Source organism: Burkholderia sp. Bp9016 (assembly GCF_003857765.1).
Taxonomy (GTDB): Bacteria; Pseudomonadota; Gammaproteobacteria; order Burkholderiales; family Burkholderiaceae; genus Burkholderia.
Map to the genome: position 1 here is coordinate 1 of NZ_QTPY01000034.1, position 16342 is coordinate 16342.

13 protein-coding genes and 1 tRNA gene are annotated in these 16342 nt (G+C 67.9%); 6 read left to right on the forward strand and 8 right to left on the reverse strand.

Going from position 1 to position 16342, the window contains the following annotated elements; all coding sequences use genetic code 11:
- The 4 genes from DIE13_RS29085 to DIE13_RS29100 form a co-directional block, all read left to right on the forward strand.
- The coding region (locus DIE13_RS29085) for an AMP-binding enzyme (RefSeq protein WP_148094090.1) at positions 1 to 513 on the forward strand (513 nt) is incomplete at its 5' end.
- A 475-nt stretch (positions 514 to 988) separates the two neighbouring features.
- Entirely contained in the window at positions 989 to 3220 is a 2232-nt protein-coding gene (locus DIE13_RS29090; protein ID WP_124830490.1) for a TonB-dependent siderophore receptor, read from the forward strand.
- Between the two features lie 59 nt (positions 3221 to 3279).
- Complete coding sequence (gene pnuC / locus DIE13_RS29095; protein WP_124830491.1) at positions 3280 to 3891, forward strand: nicotinamide riboside transporter PnuC; 612 nt, start codon at positions 3280 to 3282, stop codon at positions 3889 to 3891.
- A gap of 23 nt (positions 3892 to 3914) precedes the next feature.
- Positions 3915 to 5123 (forward strand): phosphotransferase enzyme family protein, encoded by a 1209-nt coding sequence (locus tag DIE13_RS29100; protein ID WP_124830492.1) that lies wholly within the window; start codon positions 3915 to 3917, stop codon positions 5121 to 5123.
- Between the two features lie 109 nt (positions 5124 to 5232).
- Here DIE13_RS29100 and DIE13_RS29105 read toward each other — a convergent pair whose 3' ends face one another.
- Positions 5233 to 6528, reverse strand: a complete 1296-nt coding sequence (locus DIE13_RS29105) for an O-acetylhomoserine aminocarboxypropyltransferase/cysteine synthase family protein (RefSeq protein ID WP_124830493.1) — start codon at positions 6526 to 6528, stop codon at positions 5233 to 5235.
- Positions 6529 to 6667: 139 nt separating this feature from the next.
- On the opposite strand from DIE13_RS29105, the gene DIE13_RS29110 reads away from it, so the two are divergent.
- Positions 6668 to 7336 carry an O-methyltransferase gene (locus DIE13_RS29110; protein ID WP_124830494.1) on the forward strand — a complete coding sequence of 223 codons (669 nt, stop codon included), beginning with the start codon at positions 6668 to 6670 and terminating at the stop codon, positions 7334 to 7336.
- Between the two features lie 56 nt (positions 7337 to 7392).
- Here the strand turns inward: DIE13_RS29110 and DIE13_RS29115 are convergent, their stop codons facing one another.
- From DIE13_RS29115 to DIE13_RS29135, 5 genes are all read right to left on the reverse strand, one after another.
- Positions 7393 to 8676, reverse strand: a complete 1284-nt coding sequence (locus tag DIE13_RS29115; protein ID WP_124830495.1) for an XAC2610-related protein — start codon at positions 8674 to 8676, stop codon at positions 7393 to 7395.
- 58 nt (positions 8677 to 8734) lie between these two features.
- On the reverse strand, positions 8735 to 9889 hold the full coding sequence (locus DIE13_RS29120; protein WP_124830496.1) for a DUF1176 domain-containing protein: 1155 nt from the start codon (positions 9887 to 9889) through the stop codon (positions 8735 to 8737).
- Positions 9890 to 10115: 226 nt separating this feature from the next.
- Entirely contained in the window at positions 10116 to 11339 is a 1224-nt protein-coding gene (locus tag DIE13_RS29125; RefSeq protein ID WP_124830497.1) for an RtcB family protein, read from the reverse strand.
- A 79-nt stretch (positions 11340 to 11418) separates the two neighbouring features.
- On the reverse strand, positions 11419 to 12558 hold the full coding sequence (locus DIE13_RS29130; RefSeq protein WP_124830498.1) for a slipin family protein: 1140 nt from the start codon (positions 12556 to 12558) through the stop codon (positions 11419 to 11421).
- A 256-nt stretch (positions 12559 to 12814) separates the two neighbouring features.
- A tRNA-Cys gene (locus tag DIE13_RS29135) sits at positions 12815 to 12886 on the reverse strand.
- A gap of 335 nt (positions 12887 to 13221) precedes the next feature.
- On the opposite strand from DIE13_RS29135, the gene rtcR reads away from it, so the two are divergent.
- On the forward strand, positions 13222 to 14832 hold the full coding sequence (rtcR, locus tag DIE13_RS29140; protein ID WP_124830499.1) for an RNA repair transcriptional activator RtcR: 1611 nt from the start codon (positions 13222 to 13224) through the stop codon (positions 14830 to 14832).
- Positions 14833 to 14868: 36 nt separating this feature from the next.
- Here rtcR and DIE13_RS29145 read toward each other — a convergent pair whose 3' ends face one another.
- Entirely contained in the window at positions 14869 to 15630 is a 762-nt protein-coding gene (locus DIE13_RS29145) for a bifunctional 2-polyprenyl-6-hydroxyphenol methylase/3-demethylubiquinol 3-O-methyltransferase UbiG (protein WP_124830500.1), read from the reverse strand.
- A gap of 13 nt (positions 15631 to 15643) precedes the next feature.
- Positions 15644 to 16270 carry a LysE family translocator gene (locus tag DIE13_RS29150; protein WP_124830501.1) on the reverse strand — a complete coding sequence of 209 codons (627 nt, stop codon included), beginning with the start codon at positions 16268 to 16270 and terminating at the stop codon, positions 15644 to 15646.
- Positions 16271 to 16342 lie beyond the last annotated feature (72 nt).

Consider the following 16342-nt stretch of genomic DNA (forward strand, 5'->3'; position numbering starts at 1 on the left):
GATATCGTGCCGGTCGGTGCGACGGGCGAGCTGTGCACGAAGGGCTATTCGGTGATGCTCGGCTACTGGGACGACGATGCGAAAACGCAGGAAACGATCGTCGACGGCTGGATGCATACGGGTGATCTCGCGACGCTCGACGAGGACGGCTACTGCAACATCGTCGGCCGGTTGAAGGACATGGTGATCCGCGGCGGCGAGAACATCTATCCACGCGAGATCGAGGAATTCCTGTTCCGGCATCCGAAGATCCAGAGCGTGCAGGTGTTCGGTGTGCCGGACGCGAAATACGGCGAGGAGCTGTGCGCGTGGATCGTCCTGCGCGCGGACGAGCACATGACCGAGGACGACGTGCGTGCGTTCTGTGACGGCCAGATCGCGCATTACAAGGTCCCGAAGTACGTCTGTTTCGTCGACGAATTGCCGATGACGGTGACGGGCAAGGTGCAGAAGTTCGTGATGCGCCAGCAGATGATCGACGCATGGGGGCTGAAAGCCGCCGATACCGCGTAGTTGTCCAGCGGCGGCGGTCATGCCGCCCGCCGCGTCCGCCCGCCGGGCGGTTTTCCTGCCGCCGCGCCCGCCCGGGGTAAAATGCGCGCCACGCCGCGATGCCGCGCGCGCCGGGCCTGCCGCCGTTCCGACGAACGGCGCACCGCCGCGCCGCGCGCCCGCACCGGGGCGTTCGAAGCGTCCCCCGCAACACAAGACCGCGCGATGCAGCCGGCCCGCCCGACAGGCACCCGACGAACGAATCGGCGGCCGCGTCGGGACCCGGTACGTCATCCGGATCCGATGTCCCATCCTGCGCTTTCCCGATCGATCGGCCAGCATGCGGCCGCATCGCCCGATTCGTCTGATGAATGTCGTGTCGACGCACGCGCCCGGAGATTCGCCGGGCCCGTCGCGGATTCGTTCGCGGGATCGCGCTTCGCAGCTTCGTAACGTGTTTCGACAGGGTCGAGTGGCGAGTTTTCCATCCAGAACAATGACGGTAAATAGAACAACAGCGTCGCGCGCACGGCGGCGGCGCGCGAAGGTCGGGCTTGGCGTCGGTCTCGGCATCACGCTTTTCGCGGCGCAGGCTGCCGCGGCGCAGGGAGACGCACCGGCGCCGGACGCCGATGCGGCGGGCAGCGCGACGCTGCCGGCGATCACGGTCAGCGGCGAGCGCGGCAGCACGTTTCGCACGCGCGACGCGTCGGTCGCAGGGCTCGACGACGCGCCGCTGCGCGACACGCCGGCCTCCGTCAGCGTCGTCACGCGCGCGCAGATCGACGATCAGCAGGCCAGGCGCCTGAGCGACGTGGTGCGCAACGACGCATCGGTCGTCAACGACTATGCGCCGGTCGGCTACTACGAAGGCTTCGCGATCCGCGGTTTCCCGGTCGATCTCGCGAGCGCGATCCGGATCGACGGGCTCACCGTGTCCGGTGAGCAGAACGTGCCGCTCGAGAACAAGGAGCGCGTCGAGATCCTGAAGGGGCTGGCCGGCATCGACAGCGGCGTGGTCGCGCCGGGCGGCGTGATCAACTTCGTGACGAAGCGCTCGGCCAACGTCGCGAGCGTGACGACCGGCGTCGACAGCCGCGGCTCGACGTCGGCGGCCGTCGATCTCGGCCGCCGCTTCGGCCCGGACAATCAGTTTGGTTTCCGGATCAATGCGGCGAAGGAGAACATGCACTCGTACGTCGACGGCACGAACGGCCGGCGCACGTTCGGTTCGATCGCCGCCGACTGGGACATCAGCCCGCGCGCGAGCCTGCAGCTCAACGCGGAATTCCAGCAGTGGATCCAGCGTTCGGCACCGGGCTATCAACTGCTCGGCGGCACCGTCGTGCCGTCCGTCAACACGACGTCGAAGGCGCTCGGCACGCAGCCGTGGGCAAAGCCGGTGACGACCGACGCGCTGAACCTGAACGCGCGCTTCGACTACCAGTTCAACGACGCCTGGAAGGCATACGTCGCTGTGGGCCGCAGCCGTACGATGATCGACGACAACAGCGCGTTCCCGTACGGTTGCTCGTACGCACCGAGCTGCGCGGCCGGCACGACGTCGCCGTTCTTCTTCGGCGCGAACGGCGACTACGACGTGTACGATTTCCGCAGCCCGGGCGAATACCGCCGCAACGACGATCTGCGGGCGGTGACGACGGGCAAGTTCGCGACCGGCCCGCTGCAGCACGAGCTGACGCTCGGCGTGAGCGTGCAGCGCCGTGTCGTGCACATGGCCGACGCCGTGTACGACTACGTCGGCAGCGAGAACGTCTACGGGCCGGACGTCGCGTTCGCGCCGTCGCCGAACTCGGCCGGACCGTCGTATCCGCAACTCGATGCGTGGCAGTACGGCGTGTTCGGGCTCGACCGCATCAGCATCGGCGAGCACTGGCAGGTGCTCGCGGGCGGCAAGGAAGTGCTGCTGCGCCAGCGCAGCTGGGACAGCCTCGACGGCGACGCGACGCACACCGACCGCTCGGTGTTCCTGCCGCAGCTCGCGCTTGTCTACAAGCCGGTGAACGAGCTGTCGCTGTATGCGTCGTACAGCAAGGCGCTGTCGCTCGGCGACCAGGCGCCGGTGCGCGCGACCAACGCATATGCGTTTCTGCCGCCCGTCGAATCGCACCAGTTCGAGCTCGGCGCGAAATACGACTGGCTCGACCGGCTGAGCCTCACGGCGGCCGTGTTCTCGATCAGCAAGCCGTTCCAGTTCGCCGACCCCGATGCGTCGGGCACGAGCTATACGTTCGTGCAGCGCGGCACGGAGCGCCACCAGGGGATCGAGCTCGGCGCGGCCGGCCGGCTTACCGAGCGGCTGTCGCTGACGGCCAGCGTCGCGGCGATCCGTGCGCGCGCGTACGATTCGGGTTCGCCCGCGTACGAAGGGCACCAGATCATCAACGTGCCGGTGCTGCGCGCGTCGCTGTACGCGGATTACGCGGTGCCGGGCGTCGCGGGCCTGAACGTGCTCGGCGGCGTCGAGTACAGCGCCGCGCGCAACGCGAACGAAGAGGGCACCGCGCGCGTGCCGTCGTGGTTCGTGTTCAGTCTCGGCGCGCGCTATACGACGAAGATCGGCCGCCATCGCACGGTGCTGCGCGTGTCGGTGGACAACCTGTTCAACAAGTTCTATTGGCGAGACGCGGGCGAGCAGCAGGGCGACGCGTACCTGTTCCCGGGCGCGCCGCGCACCGCGCGCGTGTCGTTGACCTATGATTTCTGATCGTCCGGATCCGGCCGCATGATGCGCGGCCCCGGTAGCCAACCAGGAGAGCACAGACGATGTCCCCACTCGAAATCGCCGGCGTGATCGTCAGCGCACTCGCGATCTGGCTGACCGCGAAGCGGCGCATGCTGTGCTGGCCCGTCGGGCTTGCGTCGGTCGCGCTATACGGCTGGATCTTCTTCGACGCGAAGCTGTATTCGGACATGCTGCTGCAAGGCGCGTTCGCGGTGCTGCAGGTGTACGGCTGGAGGCGCTGGATCGCGCAGCGTACGCTGGAGGCGGGCGGCGGCGCGGCGGCGGCGGGCGATGTCGCGCCCGTCACCGGCGTGCGGCCGCGCCAGATGCTGCCCGACCTGATCGCGGCCGTGGTCGGCAGCGCGCTGCTCGGCGGGATGATGGCGCGCTGGACCGATGCGGCGTTGCCGTTCGTCGATGCGTCGCTGACTGCGTTCAGCCTCGTCGCGCAATACTGGACCGCGCGGCGCTACATCGCGTCGTGGGGGCTGTGGATCGTCGTGAACGTCGTGTATGTCGGGATGTTCGTGTTCAAGGAGCTGTATCTGACAGCCGGACTCTATGCGCTGTTCATCGCGCTCGCCGTCGTCGGCTGGCGCGACTGGAGCCGGACGGCCGACGCGCTGCGCGCGACGGCGAGCCCGGCAGGCTGATTCACTACGGAGCAACGTCGTTCATGTCATTTCCTCTCGAGCCGGATGCGCCCGCATCGCGTGAGCTCGCCGATGCGCGCGAGGTCGCGCCGCCGCAGTTCGGCGTCGACGGCGAACAGGCCGAACGCGACTGGCCGCTGATGACGCACGACGAAGTCGCGGCCGTGCTCGCGCGCATCGATGGCGTCGGCGCGCCCGCGCGCCTCACGTGGCACAGCCCGCGGCCGTTCTCGGCGGCCGTGCTGGTGCGCACGACCGACGAGTGCGCGCTGTTCGTCAAGCGTCATCACGCGAGCCTGCGCGACGTCGCGGGGCTCGAGGAAGAGCATCGCTTCATCGCGCATCTGCGCGCGCGGGGCGTGCCGGTGGCGGACGTGCTTGCCGGCCGCGACGGCACGACCGCGTTCGCATCCGGCGACTGGACGTATGAAGTGCACGTGGTCGCGCCGGGTGTCGACGCGTATCGCGGCGTGATGTCGTGGAAGCCGTTCACGCATCCGTCGCATGCGTACGCGGCCGGCCGCGCGCTGGCCGAACTGCATCGCGCATCGGCCGGCTACGATGCGCCCGCGCGGCCGGTTCGCCCGCTGCTGTCGAGTTTTCGCGTGCTGTCGTCGGGCGATCTTGCCGGTGCGCTGGAACGCTGGGTCACGGCGCAGCCGTTGCTCGTCAACGCGCTCGGCAAGCGCGACTGGCGCGGTGATGTCGCGAGCGTCATCGGCCCGCATCACGCGCGCCTCGTGCCGCTGCTGCGCGCGTTGCCGCCGCTGTGGACGCACGGCGACTGGCATGCGTCGAACCTGCTGTGGACCGATGCCGGGCCGGGTGCGGAGGTTCGGACGGTGCTCGACTTCGGTTTGGCGGATCGTACCTGTGCGGTGATGGACGTCGCTCTAGCGATCGAGCGCAACACGGTCGACTGGATGGCGCCGGCCGATGCGCGTCGCATCGAATACGAACAGATCGCCGCGCTGCTCGACGGCTACGAGTCGCTCGAACCGCTGAGCGACGATGCCCATGCGGCGCTGGTCGCGCTGCTGCCGATCGTGCATACGGAGTTCGCGCTGTCGGAAGTCGCGTATTTCGGCTGTATCGTCAACGCGCCCGATATTGTCGACGTTGCGTACGACGGTTATCTGATCGGGCATGCGCAATGGTTCGGCGAACGCGACGGGCGGCAACTGCTCGACTGGCTGGTGCTACGCCGGCGTGAGAAGCAGGGGGGTGCCTGACGGGTGCTTGCCGGCACCCCGCACACGTTCTGCCCGACGCGCGGCACCCCCTCGCATCTGAAGGGGTGCCGTCGTTCGATGCGGAGCGACGGTGTCCGCCCGCTTCCCGTCACACCTGCGCGAGCGCCTGGTCGAGATCGGCGAGCAGGTCGTCGATATGCTCGATGCCGATCGACAGCCGCACCGTTTCCTCCTTCACGCCGGCCTTCGCGAGTTCGGCCGGCGACAACTGCCGGTGCGTCGTCGAGGCCGGATGCGTCGCGAGCGACTTCGTGTCGCCGATGTTCACGAGCCGCGTGAACAGCTTCAGCGCGTCCTGGAACTTCGCGCCGCCGTCGCGGCCGCCCTTCACGCCGAACGTCAGGATGCCCGGCGCGCGGCCGGACAGGTAGCGCGCGACGAGCGGATGGTCCGGATGATCGGGCAGCCCCGCGTAGTTCACCCATTCGACGTTTTCATGGCGCGCGAGATGCTGCGCGATCTTCAGCGCGTTGTCGCTGATGCGCTCGACGCGCAGCGCGAGCGTCTCGATGCCCTGCAGGATCTGGAACGCGTTGAACGGCGAGATCGCCGCACCCATGTTGCGCAGCGGCACCACGCGTGCGCGGCCGATATACGCGGCCGGCCCGAACGCTTCCGTATAGACGACGCCGTGATAGCTGACGTCCGGCTCGTTGAGCCGCTTGAAGCGCTCCGCGTGCTGTGCCCACGGGAACTTGCCCGAATCGACGATCGCGCCGCCGAGGCTCGTGCCGTGGCCGCCGAGATATTTCGTCAGCGAGTGCACGACGATGTCCGCGCCGTGCTCGAACGGGCGCAGCAGGTACGGCGACGGCACCGTGTTGTCGACGATCAGCGGGATCCCGTGGCGATGTGCGATGTCGGCGAGCGCGGCGATGTCGGTCACGTTGCCGAGTGGGTTGCCGACCGATTCCGCGAAGATCGCCTTCGTGCGTGTGTCGATCAGCGGCTCGAACGATGCGGGGTCGCGCGGATCGGCGAAGCGCGTCGTGATCCCGTATTGCGGCAACGTGTGCGCGAACAGGTTGTAGGTGCCGCCGTACAGCGAACTCGCGGACACGATGTTGTCGCCCGCTTCCGCGATCGTCTGGATCGCGTACGTGACGGCCGCCTGGCCCGATGCGAGCGCGAGCGCGCCGATGCCGCCCTCGAGCGCGGCGATCCGCTGCTCGAGCACGTCGGTCGTCGGATTCATGATCCGCGTGTAGATGTTGCCCTGGACCTTCAGGTCGAACAGGTCCGCGCCGTGCTGCGTGTCGTCGAATGCGTACGCAACGGTCTGGTAGATCGGCACCGCCACCGCGCGTGTGGTCGGGTCGGGGCGATAGCCGCCGTGCACGGCGATGGTTTCGAGGCGCCAGTTCGAAGAGGCCTGATCGGTCATGGGTGCTCCGTATGTTGTTGTGATCGTCGAGCGATTATAGGAGCATGCGCGCCGCTGCCCTTAGAACGAATGGTTTGTTGCTTATGGGCTTGCGCCGCATAGAATGCCTTTTCCACACACTACAGGCAAAGGATGCGCGATGGCTCAGGATCAGTGGAACAAGGTGGATGCGTATTTTTCGGCGACGCTCGTGCCGTCCGACGACGCGCTCGACGCCGCGCTCGCGGCGAGCGACGCGGCCGGGCTGCCCGCGATCAACGTCGCGCCGAACCAGGGCAAGCTGCTGCAACTGCTCGCGACGATCCGCGGTGCGCGGCGCATCCTCGAGGTCGGCACGCTCGGCGGCTACAGCACGATCTGGCTCGCGCGCGCGTTGCCGCCGGACGGGCAGCTCGTCACGCTCGAACTGAATCCCGACCATGCGAAGGTCGCGACGCGGAACATCGCGCGCGCCGGGTTCGCGAGCATCGTGTCGGTCGTCGTCGGCAGCGCGAAGGACAGCCTCGCGCGGCTCGTCGATGCGGGCGAGGCACCGTTCGACTTCATCTTCATCGATGCGGACAAGGACAGCAACGCCGTTTATCTGGACGCCGCGCTGAAGCTGTCGCGGCCCGGCACGGTGATCGTCGTCGACAACGTCGTGCGGGGCGGGCGCGTTGCCGATCCCGACAATCACGAGCCGGATGTCGTCGGCGTGCGCAACGGGTTCGCGCGGATCGTCGCCGAGCCGAACGTCGCGACGACCGCCGTGCAGACGGTCGGGCTGAAGGGCTGGGACGGGTTCTCGATCTCGATCGTCGGCGCGTGACGTGAGGTGACGCGAAGCGACGGGGGCCGCGCCATGCCGCGACGGCCTGCGTCCGGCTAGCCCTTGTCCGGATTCGTATCGCTGCACTGGTCGGGATCGTCGCGCAGCAGGATCCGGCGGATCCGGCCGTTGTCGTAGAACGGCACCTCCGGGCAGAACTTCCGGCCCGCACGCGTTTGCGCCGGCTTCCATGTGACGGCTTCCGTGCGGACGAGCGCCGGCGCATGGCCGGCCGCGCCGGCTTTCCAGATGTCGATATACGTTCGGGAGAGGAACGGCGAATCGTCGGTTTCGCAGTCCTTCGGATTCGGCAGCGTGGCGCGCAGGCTCCCGGACGCGATTTGTTCGATGCGTTGCGGGAATTCGATGAAACCGTCGCCATAGCTCGGCGTGATGTAGCAATAGCGGCGCGTGTTCCCGTCCAGCACCGGCAACAGATAGCTGGTTGCCGTGTCGATCTCCTTCACGTCGTTGCCCTGCCAGCGGTAGGTCGTCACGCCGTGCTCGGCGGCACTCGCGCGCCAGCTCGTCCAGACAATCCGGTGCACGGGATCGAACGACGGCGACGTGATCGCCTGCAGTTTGGGCGGCGCGTCGACGAAGCGCCGCGTCTTCGGATCGAAGATCCATGTCTGATACGGAATGTTCGGGCCGGCGCCCATCGATTGCGCGAGCATCAGGTCGGGCCACCCGTCGAAGTTCACGTCGTCGAACTCGGGCGTGAAAATGCCGCATGCGCCTTGCGAGTCGGTCGCGAGCGTCTGCACGAGGCGCGCATGGTCGTAAAGCCGAATCGCGGTGACATGCGGGGTGTCGTCGCATGAGCCGTTTCCCGGCAATGCATTCGCGACGAGATGGACGTCGTACGGGAACCGCTTGCCGTCATGCTTTCTGGCGAGCGATACGGGCAGCGTGCGTTTGCCGTCCGGCGACGTCCACGTGCCCGACGCCGTGTCGTTGAAGCCGTCCATCTTCCAGGTGCCCGTTACGCGCTCGGGGTTCGATGCCGCGCCGATGTCCCGTTCCGACAGCGATGCCCCGCGCGGGTCGACCGACCCTTGCAGCGACAGGCGATAACGCACGCTCGTCGCGCACGGCGCATAGCAGTACGTGCCCGCCAGCGTGTCGGCCGTGCGTGACAACGCCACCTCGATGTGCCGGTTGCCGAGCGTGCCGACCCACGTGTCGGACCACACGGGGAATTCGACGGTGGGTTCGGCGTGCGTATCCGTCGCGGCCGCCGCGGCGCTCGTGGGCGCGGACGCCAGCAGGGCGACGACGGACGCGAACGGGATCGCCGCGACGCGTCGACGCATCGACACGAGGGAAGAGGGGGGCATGGCTCGGAGCCTCGGTATTGTTGCGGATTGCCGCCTTGATTGTCGCGATGCGTTTGCGTCAGGGCCGCACATTCGTCGACGCTGCGGTGCGATACAGCCGCGGCCACTGATCCTGGAACAGCCCGTTGCACGCGCCGTGCATCGCGACGTCGCTCAGCACGAAGCGCTTGCCGTCGAACACCCACGACGCGCTCGACCCGCAATCGCCGGCGCTGCGCACGCGATCGAGGCTCGACAGCGTCGCATGCGCGGGATCGTAGATGGCTTCGGTCAGCTGGTTCGAGAACGACGCCGGGTCGAGGCCCGCGCTGGCGTTCTCGCCGAAGTCGAGCGGCGTCGGCGCATACGGCGCGCTGCGGTGTACGCGATACCACAGGTCCGTATGGTTGTACGCGCTGCTCGTCTGACACGGGATCGACACGATCGCATCGGCGGTCGAGATCGCGGTGGCCGACGCGGCCTTGCGGCGATCGGGCGCCGACATTGCGTCGCCGGCATCGGCCGCGCAACGCTTCACGCTGCCGCCGAACTTGTCGAATACTGCGTCGACGAGCGGGCGTTGTTCGGCGGGCGTGAGATCGGCCACGCGCGGCGCCGGAACGGGCGCGGGCGGCAGCGCCGGCGCGACGGGTACCGCCGATGCGGGTTTGGCGCCCTTGCGCAACAGCGCGGTGACCGTGCCGATGCGGCCCTGCGTGTCGTCGATCAGCAGCAGCGCGGCGTTGAGCCCCGATAGCGAAACGCGCGGCGTCCGCGTGTCGGCCGGGTCGCCGAAACCGAGCACCTGTGCGTTGTGCGACATCGTCAGCCATGCGTCGACCGTCGTCGGATCGCTGGTGCGAATATGGAACGGATAGACGTCGTCGTCTTCGTCGCTCGTCTTCGCGACCGCGTGCCACTCGGCTTGCACTGCATCGAACGGCTGACCGTCCGCGCGCGCGGTGCGCAGATCGAGCGGCGCCGACGCGAATATCTCCAGCGACGGCCGCGCATCGGGGCCGGCGTCGCGCGTGAGCCGCACGATCAGGCTGGTGCGCGTGTCGTCGATGTCGTCGTTGCCGCCCTCGGCAACGCAGCGATTCGCGTTGTCGCAGACGACCGACCAGTTCTTGAAATCGCGCGCGACCGGATGTTGCGCGGGGTCGCGCGCGGCAGCGGACAGCGACGCGGTGAGCAGGATGACGGCGACAGCAAGCGGGAGATGACGAAACATGACGGTTCGTATCGGCAATGACAGGGAGCAGGGCGGACGTCCGGTTGCAAGCGCATCGTAAGCGCGCGATGCGGATCGAGCGCGGCCGGACAGCGTCGAGTCGAGTATACCGCTGCTGCGGCAGCGAATCGTGCGATGGCGGTCGAAGGCGCGCGCAACGGGAAAAGGCGCGATGCCTGCGGGCATCGCGCCGTTCGTTGGCGAGCGGGTGCCGGCGGCGCGCCCGCTATCCTTTCACGCACACCACCTGACGCAGCGTGTGCACCACCTCGACGAGGCTGCGCTGCGCCGCCATCACCGCATCGATGTCCTTGTAGGCCATCGGGATTTCGTCGACGACGCCCGCGTCCTTCCGGCATTCGACGCCACGCGTCGCGCTCACCTGGTCGTCGACCGTGAAGCGGCGCTTCGCTTCGGTCCGGCTCATCGAGCGGCCGGCGCCGTGGCTGCACGAACAAAAGCTCTCCGGGTTGCCGAGTCCGCGCACGATGAAGCTCTTCGCGCCCATCGAGCCCGGAATGATTCCGAGTTGCCCCTTCTGCGCGGACACCGCGCCCTTGCGGGTCACGAGCACGTCCTCGCCGAAGTGGCGTTCGCGCTGCACGTAGTTGTGGTGGCAGTTCACCGCGTGTTCGTCGAGTCCGAACGGCCTGGCGATCGCGCTGCGCGCCGCGCCGATCACCGCATCCATCATTGCCTGCCGGTTGCGGCGCGCGTAGTCTTGCGCCCAGCCGACCGCTTCGACGTAATCGTCAAAGTGCCGGCTGCCCTCGTTGAAATACGCGAGGTTGCGATCCGGCAGGTTCGCGATGTGCTGCCGCATGTCGGCCTGCGCGAGTTCGATGAACAGGCTGCCGATCGCGTTGCCGACGCCGCGCGAGCCGCTATGCAGCATGAACCACACGCGATCGGCTTCGTCGATGCACACTTCGATGAAGTGGTTGCCGGTGCCGAGCGTGCCCAGGTGCGCGTAGTGGTTCGTCTTCTCCAGCTTCGGATACTTGTCGACGATCCGCTGAAAACCCGGCAGCAGCGACTTCCATGCATCCGTCACGGCGGCCGGCGTGCGATCGCCCCACGCACCCGGATCGCGGCGGCCCGGCGCGCGGCCGTGCGGCACCGCGCGTTCGATCGCGCCGCGCAGACCCGCGAGCGAGTCCGGCAGATCGGCGGCGGCGAGCGTCGTGCGCACGGCCATCATCCCGCAGCCGATGTCGACGCCAACCGCCGCCGGGATGATCGCGCCCTTCGTCGGGATCACGCTGCCGATCGTCGAGCCCTTGCCGAGGTGCACGTCCGGCATCACCGCGACGTGCCTGAAGATGAACGACATCTGCGCAGTGTTGCGCAATTGCGTGCGCGCGTCGTCCTCGACGGCGACGCCCTGCGTCCACATCTTCACCGGCTTGCCGTTCGCCAGTTCCATCACTTGATAATCGTCGTTGCTCATTGGTTTCACCATTCGTTCATGCGTCCGGCGCGGCGGCCATGCGCCGCGCCGTTTCATCCGGTTTCGTGCGTTTCGCGCATCACGCACCCTTGATGCTGACGAGTCCGTTCAGCACCTGGTCGAGACCGCCGAACACCGAGATGCGGTCGATCCGTTCCGCGACGCGCTCCAGCGTTTCCAGTTCCTTGAGCCGCAGCGCGGTCGGGTTCTCTTCCATCACCTTCGCGGTGTTCAGCAGCGAGCGGGTCGCCGCCGTTTCCTCGCGGCGGCGGATCACGTTCGCCTGCGCGGCCTTTTCGGCTTCGACCACCTGCGCGAGGATCGTCTTCATGTCGCCCGGCAGCACGATATCCTTCACGCCGACGCTGCGCACCTCCACGCCAGAATGCTCGAGACGTGCGCGCACCTGCGCGATCACGACCTCGTCGATCGCCTGCTTGTCCTCCAGCAGTTCGTCGAGCGAGCGCGTGCCGACGGCCGCGCGCAGCGCGAACTGCAGCTCGCGATACAGATGTTCGAGCGGCTTCTGCAACTGCCCGAACGCATGCAGCACATCCGCATAGCGCCACGTCGCCGACAGGTTCAGCCGCAGCGCGACCTTGTCGCGCGTCAGGATTTCCTGCCCCGCGACTTCGAGCGGCTGCAGGCGCAGGTCGACGAGTTCGACCGCCACGTCGCGGTTGAAGCGCCAGAACGCCGTCACGCCCGCGTCCAGCAGCCGCTCGATCTTGCCGTCGATCTTCAGCACGCCGACGTGATACGCCGGCACCTGCGCAAGCAGCACACCTGTCAGCCCCGCCACGCCGCGCGCACGCAGCGCCGGTTGCGCGATGCGCTTCGCGAGCGCGGCCGGCAGCATGCTGTCCTGCGCGAGATCGACACGCTCCAGACGGTGCGCGATCAGGCCGCGCCAGTACAGCCGGCGCGTGCCCGGCGGCAGGATCTCGACGAGCACGTCGTCTTCGTAGCGCAGGCCCGCTTCGTCGTCGGCCAGGTCCATCGCGACGAAGTATCGCGCGAGCACGTCCGGTGCGTCGTGACGCAGGTAGTCGGCCAGCGCGGCATCGGCGAGCGGCGCGTCGAGACGCGCGGTCTGCACCGACAGGCGCTTGAACGGATCGAAGGCCTTGAACACGCCCGGCTCCAGCACCTTCACGAAATCGCCCTCATTCATCAGCAGCGCGCGTTCGTTCTTTTTCACCACATGACGCTTCCACATATTCTTGTCCTTTTCTTCAATGACCGCCGGGCGACACGCATCGTACGGATCGGGGTGCGACGCGATCGGGCAGGCGGCGCGTTGGCCGGCGCTGCGGCACGCGGCGACGCATCCTGCATCGCGTCGCCGTGCGCATTCGCGCGGGCCGTCCGGCCGCCCGGCCGATCGCGCGGAACCGCAACCGGTTCGGCGCGCGGCGGGCTTCCCGGCCCGCGCCGGCGGGTACTGCTTTCATCAGAGATTGTCCTTGCGGACAACGTTCGGACGGGATTCGAACCCGCCACACACCGGCTTGCGCCGGCTGCTCTACCTGTTGAGCTACCGAACAGTGGGCGCCCCGGGATTCGAACCCGGACGAAGCTGCCTCGCGCGCCCCTTTGCCTTCGTCTGTCCATGGCGGCATGCACTGCCGCAACGAACCAGGTTCGGCGGCGGCGCACCAGCAGGGCTTTGTGAACCCTGGCTCGCGGGCCAGCGGGACATCCGGCGCCTTCTATTTAGCGAGGAGCGTGCCAGCGGCTGGCGGGATCGGCAAAGGTATCGGCAAGTGATTGAAATAAAAGGAGGATTTTTATTTTCGGACAATGGGCGAAGAGGGCGCTGTTACCGCGTCATCCCGGAATCTGGATACAATTGGATCGGCTTTTATCCCATGAGATAAACATGCGTAAAACCGTCGCCATCGGCTTTCTCGGCACCGTGCTTGATCAGGGCGGCCGCGCGCCGCGCCGTTACCGCAAGTGGCGGCCGACCGTGTCGCTCTGCCTGCAACCGGATCTCGCGATCGACCGCCTCGAATTGCTCCATCCGCCGGGCTACACGCGCCTCGCCGAGCAGGTGCGCGACGATCTCGCGGAACTGTCGCCGCATACCGACGTGCGGCTCACGCCGGTCACGATCCACGATCCGTGGGATTTCGAGGAGGTCTACGCGACGCTGCACGACTACGCGCGCGCCTATCCGTTCGATCTCGACCGCGAGGACTACCTGATCCACATCACGACCGGCACACACGTCGCGCAGATCTGCTGGTTCCTGCTCGCGGAGGCGCGCTACCTGCCCGCGCGCCTCGTGCAAACCGGGCCGCCGCAGCAGACCGACGAAGGGCCGAGCGGGCCGGGCACGATGTCGGTGATCGATCTCGACCTGTCGCGCTACAACCGGATCGCGCAGCGCTTCACGCACGAGCGCGACGAGACGGTGTCGTTCCTGAAGGCCGGCATCGCGACGCGCAACGCGCGCTTCAACGCGCTGATCGAGCAACTGGAGCGTGTAGCCGTGCGCTCGCGCGCGCCGATGCTGCTCGTCGGCCCGACGGGCGCCGGCAAGTCGTTTCTCGCGAAACGCGTGTACGAGCTGAAGCGCGGCCGCCATCGGCTCGCAGGGCCGTTCATCGAGATCAACTGTGCGACGCTGCGCGGCGACGCGGCGATGTCCACGCTGTTCGGGCACGTGAAGGGCGCGTTCACCGGTGCGCAGTCCGCACGCGCGGGTCTGCTGCGCGCGGCGGACGGCGGCCTGCTGTTTCTCGACGAGATCGGCGAACTCGGGCTCGACGAGCAGGCGATGCTGCTGAAGGCGATCGAGGAGAAGCGCTTTCTGCCGGTCGGCGCGGACGTCGAGGCGACCAGCGATTTCGAACTGATCGCCGGCACGCATCGCGACCTGCGGCAGATGGTGGCGGCCGGCACGTTCCGCGAGGATCTGTATGCGCGGATCAACCTGTGGACTTACGAATTGCCGGGATTGGCCGAACGCCGCGAGGACATCGAGCCGAACCTCGAATTCGAGCTCGATCGTTTCGGCCGCGAGCAGGGCGAACAGGTGCGGTTCAACGTGGAGGCGAAGCGGCGCTATCTCGCATTCGCCGCATCGCCGCGCGCGACGTGGGCCGGCAACTTCCGCGAACTGTCCGCATCGATTACGCGGATGGCGACGCTCGCCGATGCCGGACGGATTACCGAGGACATCGCCGAACAGGAGGTCGATCGCCTGACGCGCACGTGGTCGTCGCCGGGCGACGGACCGGCGTCGGACGCGTGCGTCGACGCGGTGTTCGGTGCACGCGCGGCGGAACTCGACCTGTTCGACCGCGTGCAGCTCGAACGCGTGCTGGACGTGTGCCGCGTCTCGGCGAGTGTGTCGGAAGCCGGGCGCACGCTGTTCGCGGTGTCGCGCCAGAGCAAGAAGCAGCCGAACGACGCGGACCGGTTGCGCAAGTATCTTGCGCGGTTCGGGCTCGATTGGGACAGCGTGCGGCAGGCGCTGGGATGAGTCGGGAGGCGGCGCGAGCGCGCTGCCTCGGCCGGTTCACGCGCGGCAGATCGCGATGATCTCCACGCTTGCCGCGTCGTCGAACGGCGCGCCGTGCCAGTCGCCGCACCAGTCGGTCGCGGAGAAGCCGGCGGCCGCGATGCGTGCCTGCAGGTCGGCCTGCGTGACGAAGCGCAGCCGGCTCGCGTTCGTCACCTGCAGATCGTCGCGATGAAACCGGTAGACCGTATCGAACGACACGATCGGGCCGTCGATCGCGGTCACCGCGTGGTGGAGTTCGACCACGCCGAATTCAGGCGAAGCGACACTGGATGCCGACGCTTGCGGTGTCCACGCACGCCACGGCTCGGCACGCGGATTACGCGTTTCGAACAGGAAGCGGCCGCCGCCGGCCAGCACGCGCCGCACGCTGCGCAGTGTCGCGTCGATTTCCGCGTCGGTCAGCAGACACTGGAACGCGTGCCCGGTCATCACGACGGCATCGAGCGATGCGCCCGGCGGCAGGCCGTCGAGATCGCACGCGAGCCAGCGCACCGCGTCGGCGCCGGGTTGGCGTCGCGCGTACTCGATCATCGCCGGCGCGGGATCGATCGCGACGACCTCGTGCCCGGCCGCCGCGAGCCGGCGCGCGAACGTGCCGGTGCCGCAGCCGAGATCGAGAATCCGTTGCCGCGCAGTGCCGATGCGCGACGCGTAGAACGCGAAATCGCGATCGCCCGCGTTGAACAGGTCGTAGACCGCGACGAGGCGCGGGTCGGTATAGAGGACTTCGCCTGCGGGCGCGGCGCGGGACGTCATGCGCGCGTTCGCGTCAGCGCTGCTGCGCCGCCACCCGCAGCCCGAGCGTGATGAAGATCGTGCCGATGATCTTCCCCTGCCAGCGCGCGAGCCATGCGAGCCGCTTCACGAGGCGGCCGAGCGGGCGGATCGAGCATGCGATCAGCGTCGTGTAGAGCGAGCTGAGCACGACGAAGATCAGCCCGAGCACCGCGAACTGCACGAACGACGAGCCGCGCTCCGGATGCACGAACTGCGGCATGAACGCGAGGAAGAACAGCGCGGTCTTCGGGTTCAGCACTTCGGCGGGAATCGCCTGCAGATAGGCCTTCAGCGGCGTGACGGGCGCCACCTTCGGCAGCGACGGATCGGACGGCCTGTCGAGCAGCGCGCGCACGCCGAGGTAGATCAGGTACGCGGCGCCCACCAGCTTCACGACGTTGAACGCGAGCGCCGACGTCATCAGCAGCGCGGACAACCCGACGGCTGCGAACAGCGTATGCACGAAATCGCCGCTCGCGACGCCGAGCCCGGTCAGGATGCCGGTCTTGCGCCCACCCTGCACGGTACGGCTCAGCACGAGCAGCACGGCGGGGCCGGGGATCAGGAACAGGCCCAGGACGACGGCGATGAAAGTGGTCAGCGTGGTCAGGTCGAACATGGCGGCTCCGGCAAGGTTGGCGCAGCGGCGAGGGGTCGGGGCATTGTATTCGGATCGGCGCGCGGCTGCAGA

What these genes read in the sequence shown, in the direction of transcription:
- DIE13_RS29100 (WP_124830492.1), top strand. Translation starts at nt 3,915, where the DNA reads ATGTCATTTCCTCTCGAGCCGGATGCGCCCGCATCGCGTGAGCTCGCC.
- DIE13_RS29130 (WP_124830498.1), bottom strand. Translation starts at nt 12,558, where the DNA reads ATGTGGAAGCGTCATGTGGTGAAAAAGAACGAACGCGCGCTGCTGATG.
- DIE13_RS29120 (WP_124830496.1), bottom strand. Translation starts at nt 9,889, where the DNA reads ATGTTTCGTCATCTCCCGCTTGCTGTCGCCGTCATCCTGCTCACCGCG.
- DIE13_RS29105 (WP_124830493.1), bottom strand. Translation starts at nt 6,528, where the DNA reads ATGACCGATCAGGCCTCTTCGAACTGGCGCCTCGAAACCATCGCCGTG.
- rtcR (WP_124830499.1), top strand. Translation starts at nt 13,222, where the DNA reads ATGCGTAAAACCGTCGCCATCGGCTTTCTCGGCACCGTGCTTGATCAG.
- DIE13_RS29145 (WP_124830500.1), bottom strand. Translation starts at nt 15,630, where the DNA reads ATGACGTCCCGCGCCGCGCCCGCAGGCGAAGTCCTCTATACCGACCCG.
- DIE13_RS29150 (WP_124830501.1), bottom strand. Translation starts at nt 16,270, where the DNA reads ATGTTCGACCTGACCACGCTGACCACTTTCATCGCCGTCGTCCTGGGC.
- DIE13_RS29125 (WP_124830497.1), bottom strand. Translation starts at nt 11,339, where the DNA reads ATGAGCAACGACGATTATCAAGTGATGGAACTGGCGAACGGCAAGCCG.
- DIE13_RS29090 (WP_124830490.1), top strand. Translation starts at nt 989, where the DNA reads ATGACGGTAAATAGAACAACAGCGTCGCGCGCACGGCGGCGGCGCGCG.
- pnuC (WP_124830491.1), top strand. Translation starts at nt 3,280, where the DNA reads ATGTCCCCACTCGAAATCGCCGGCGTGATCGTCAGCGCACTCGCGATC.
- DIE13_RS29110 (WP_124830494.1), top strand. Translation starts at nt 6,668, where the DNA reads ATGGCTCAGGATCAGTGGAACAAGGTGGATGCGTATTTTTCGGCGACG.
- DIE13_RS29115 (WP_124830495.1), bottom strand. Translation starts at nt 8,676, where the DNA reads ATGCCCCCCTCTTCCCTCGTGTCGATGCGTCGACGCGTCGCGGCGATC.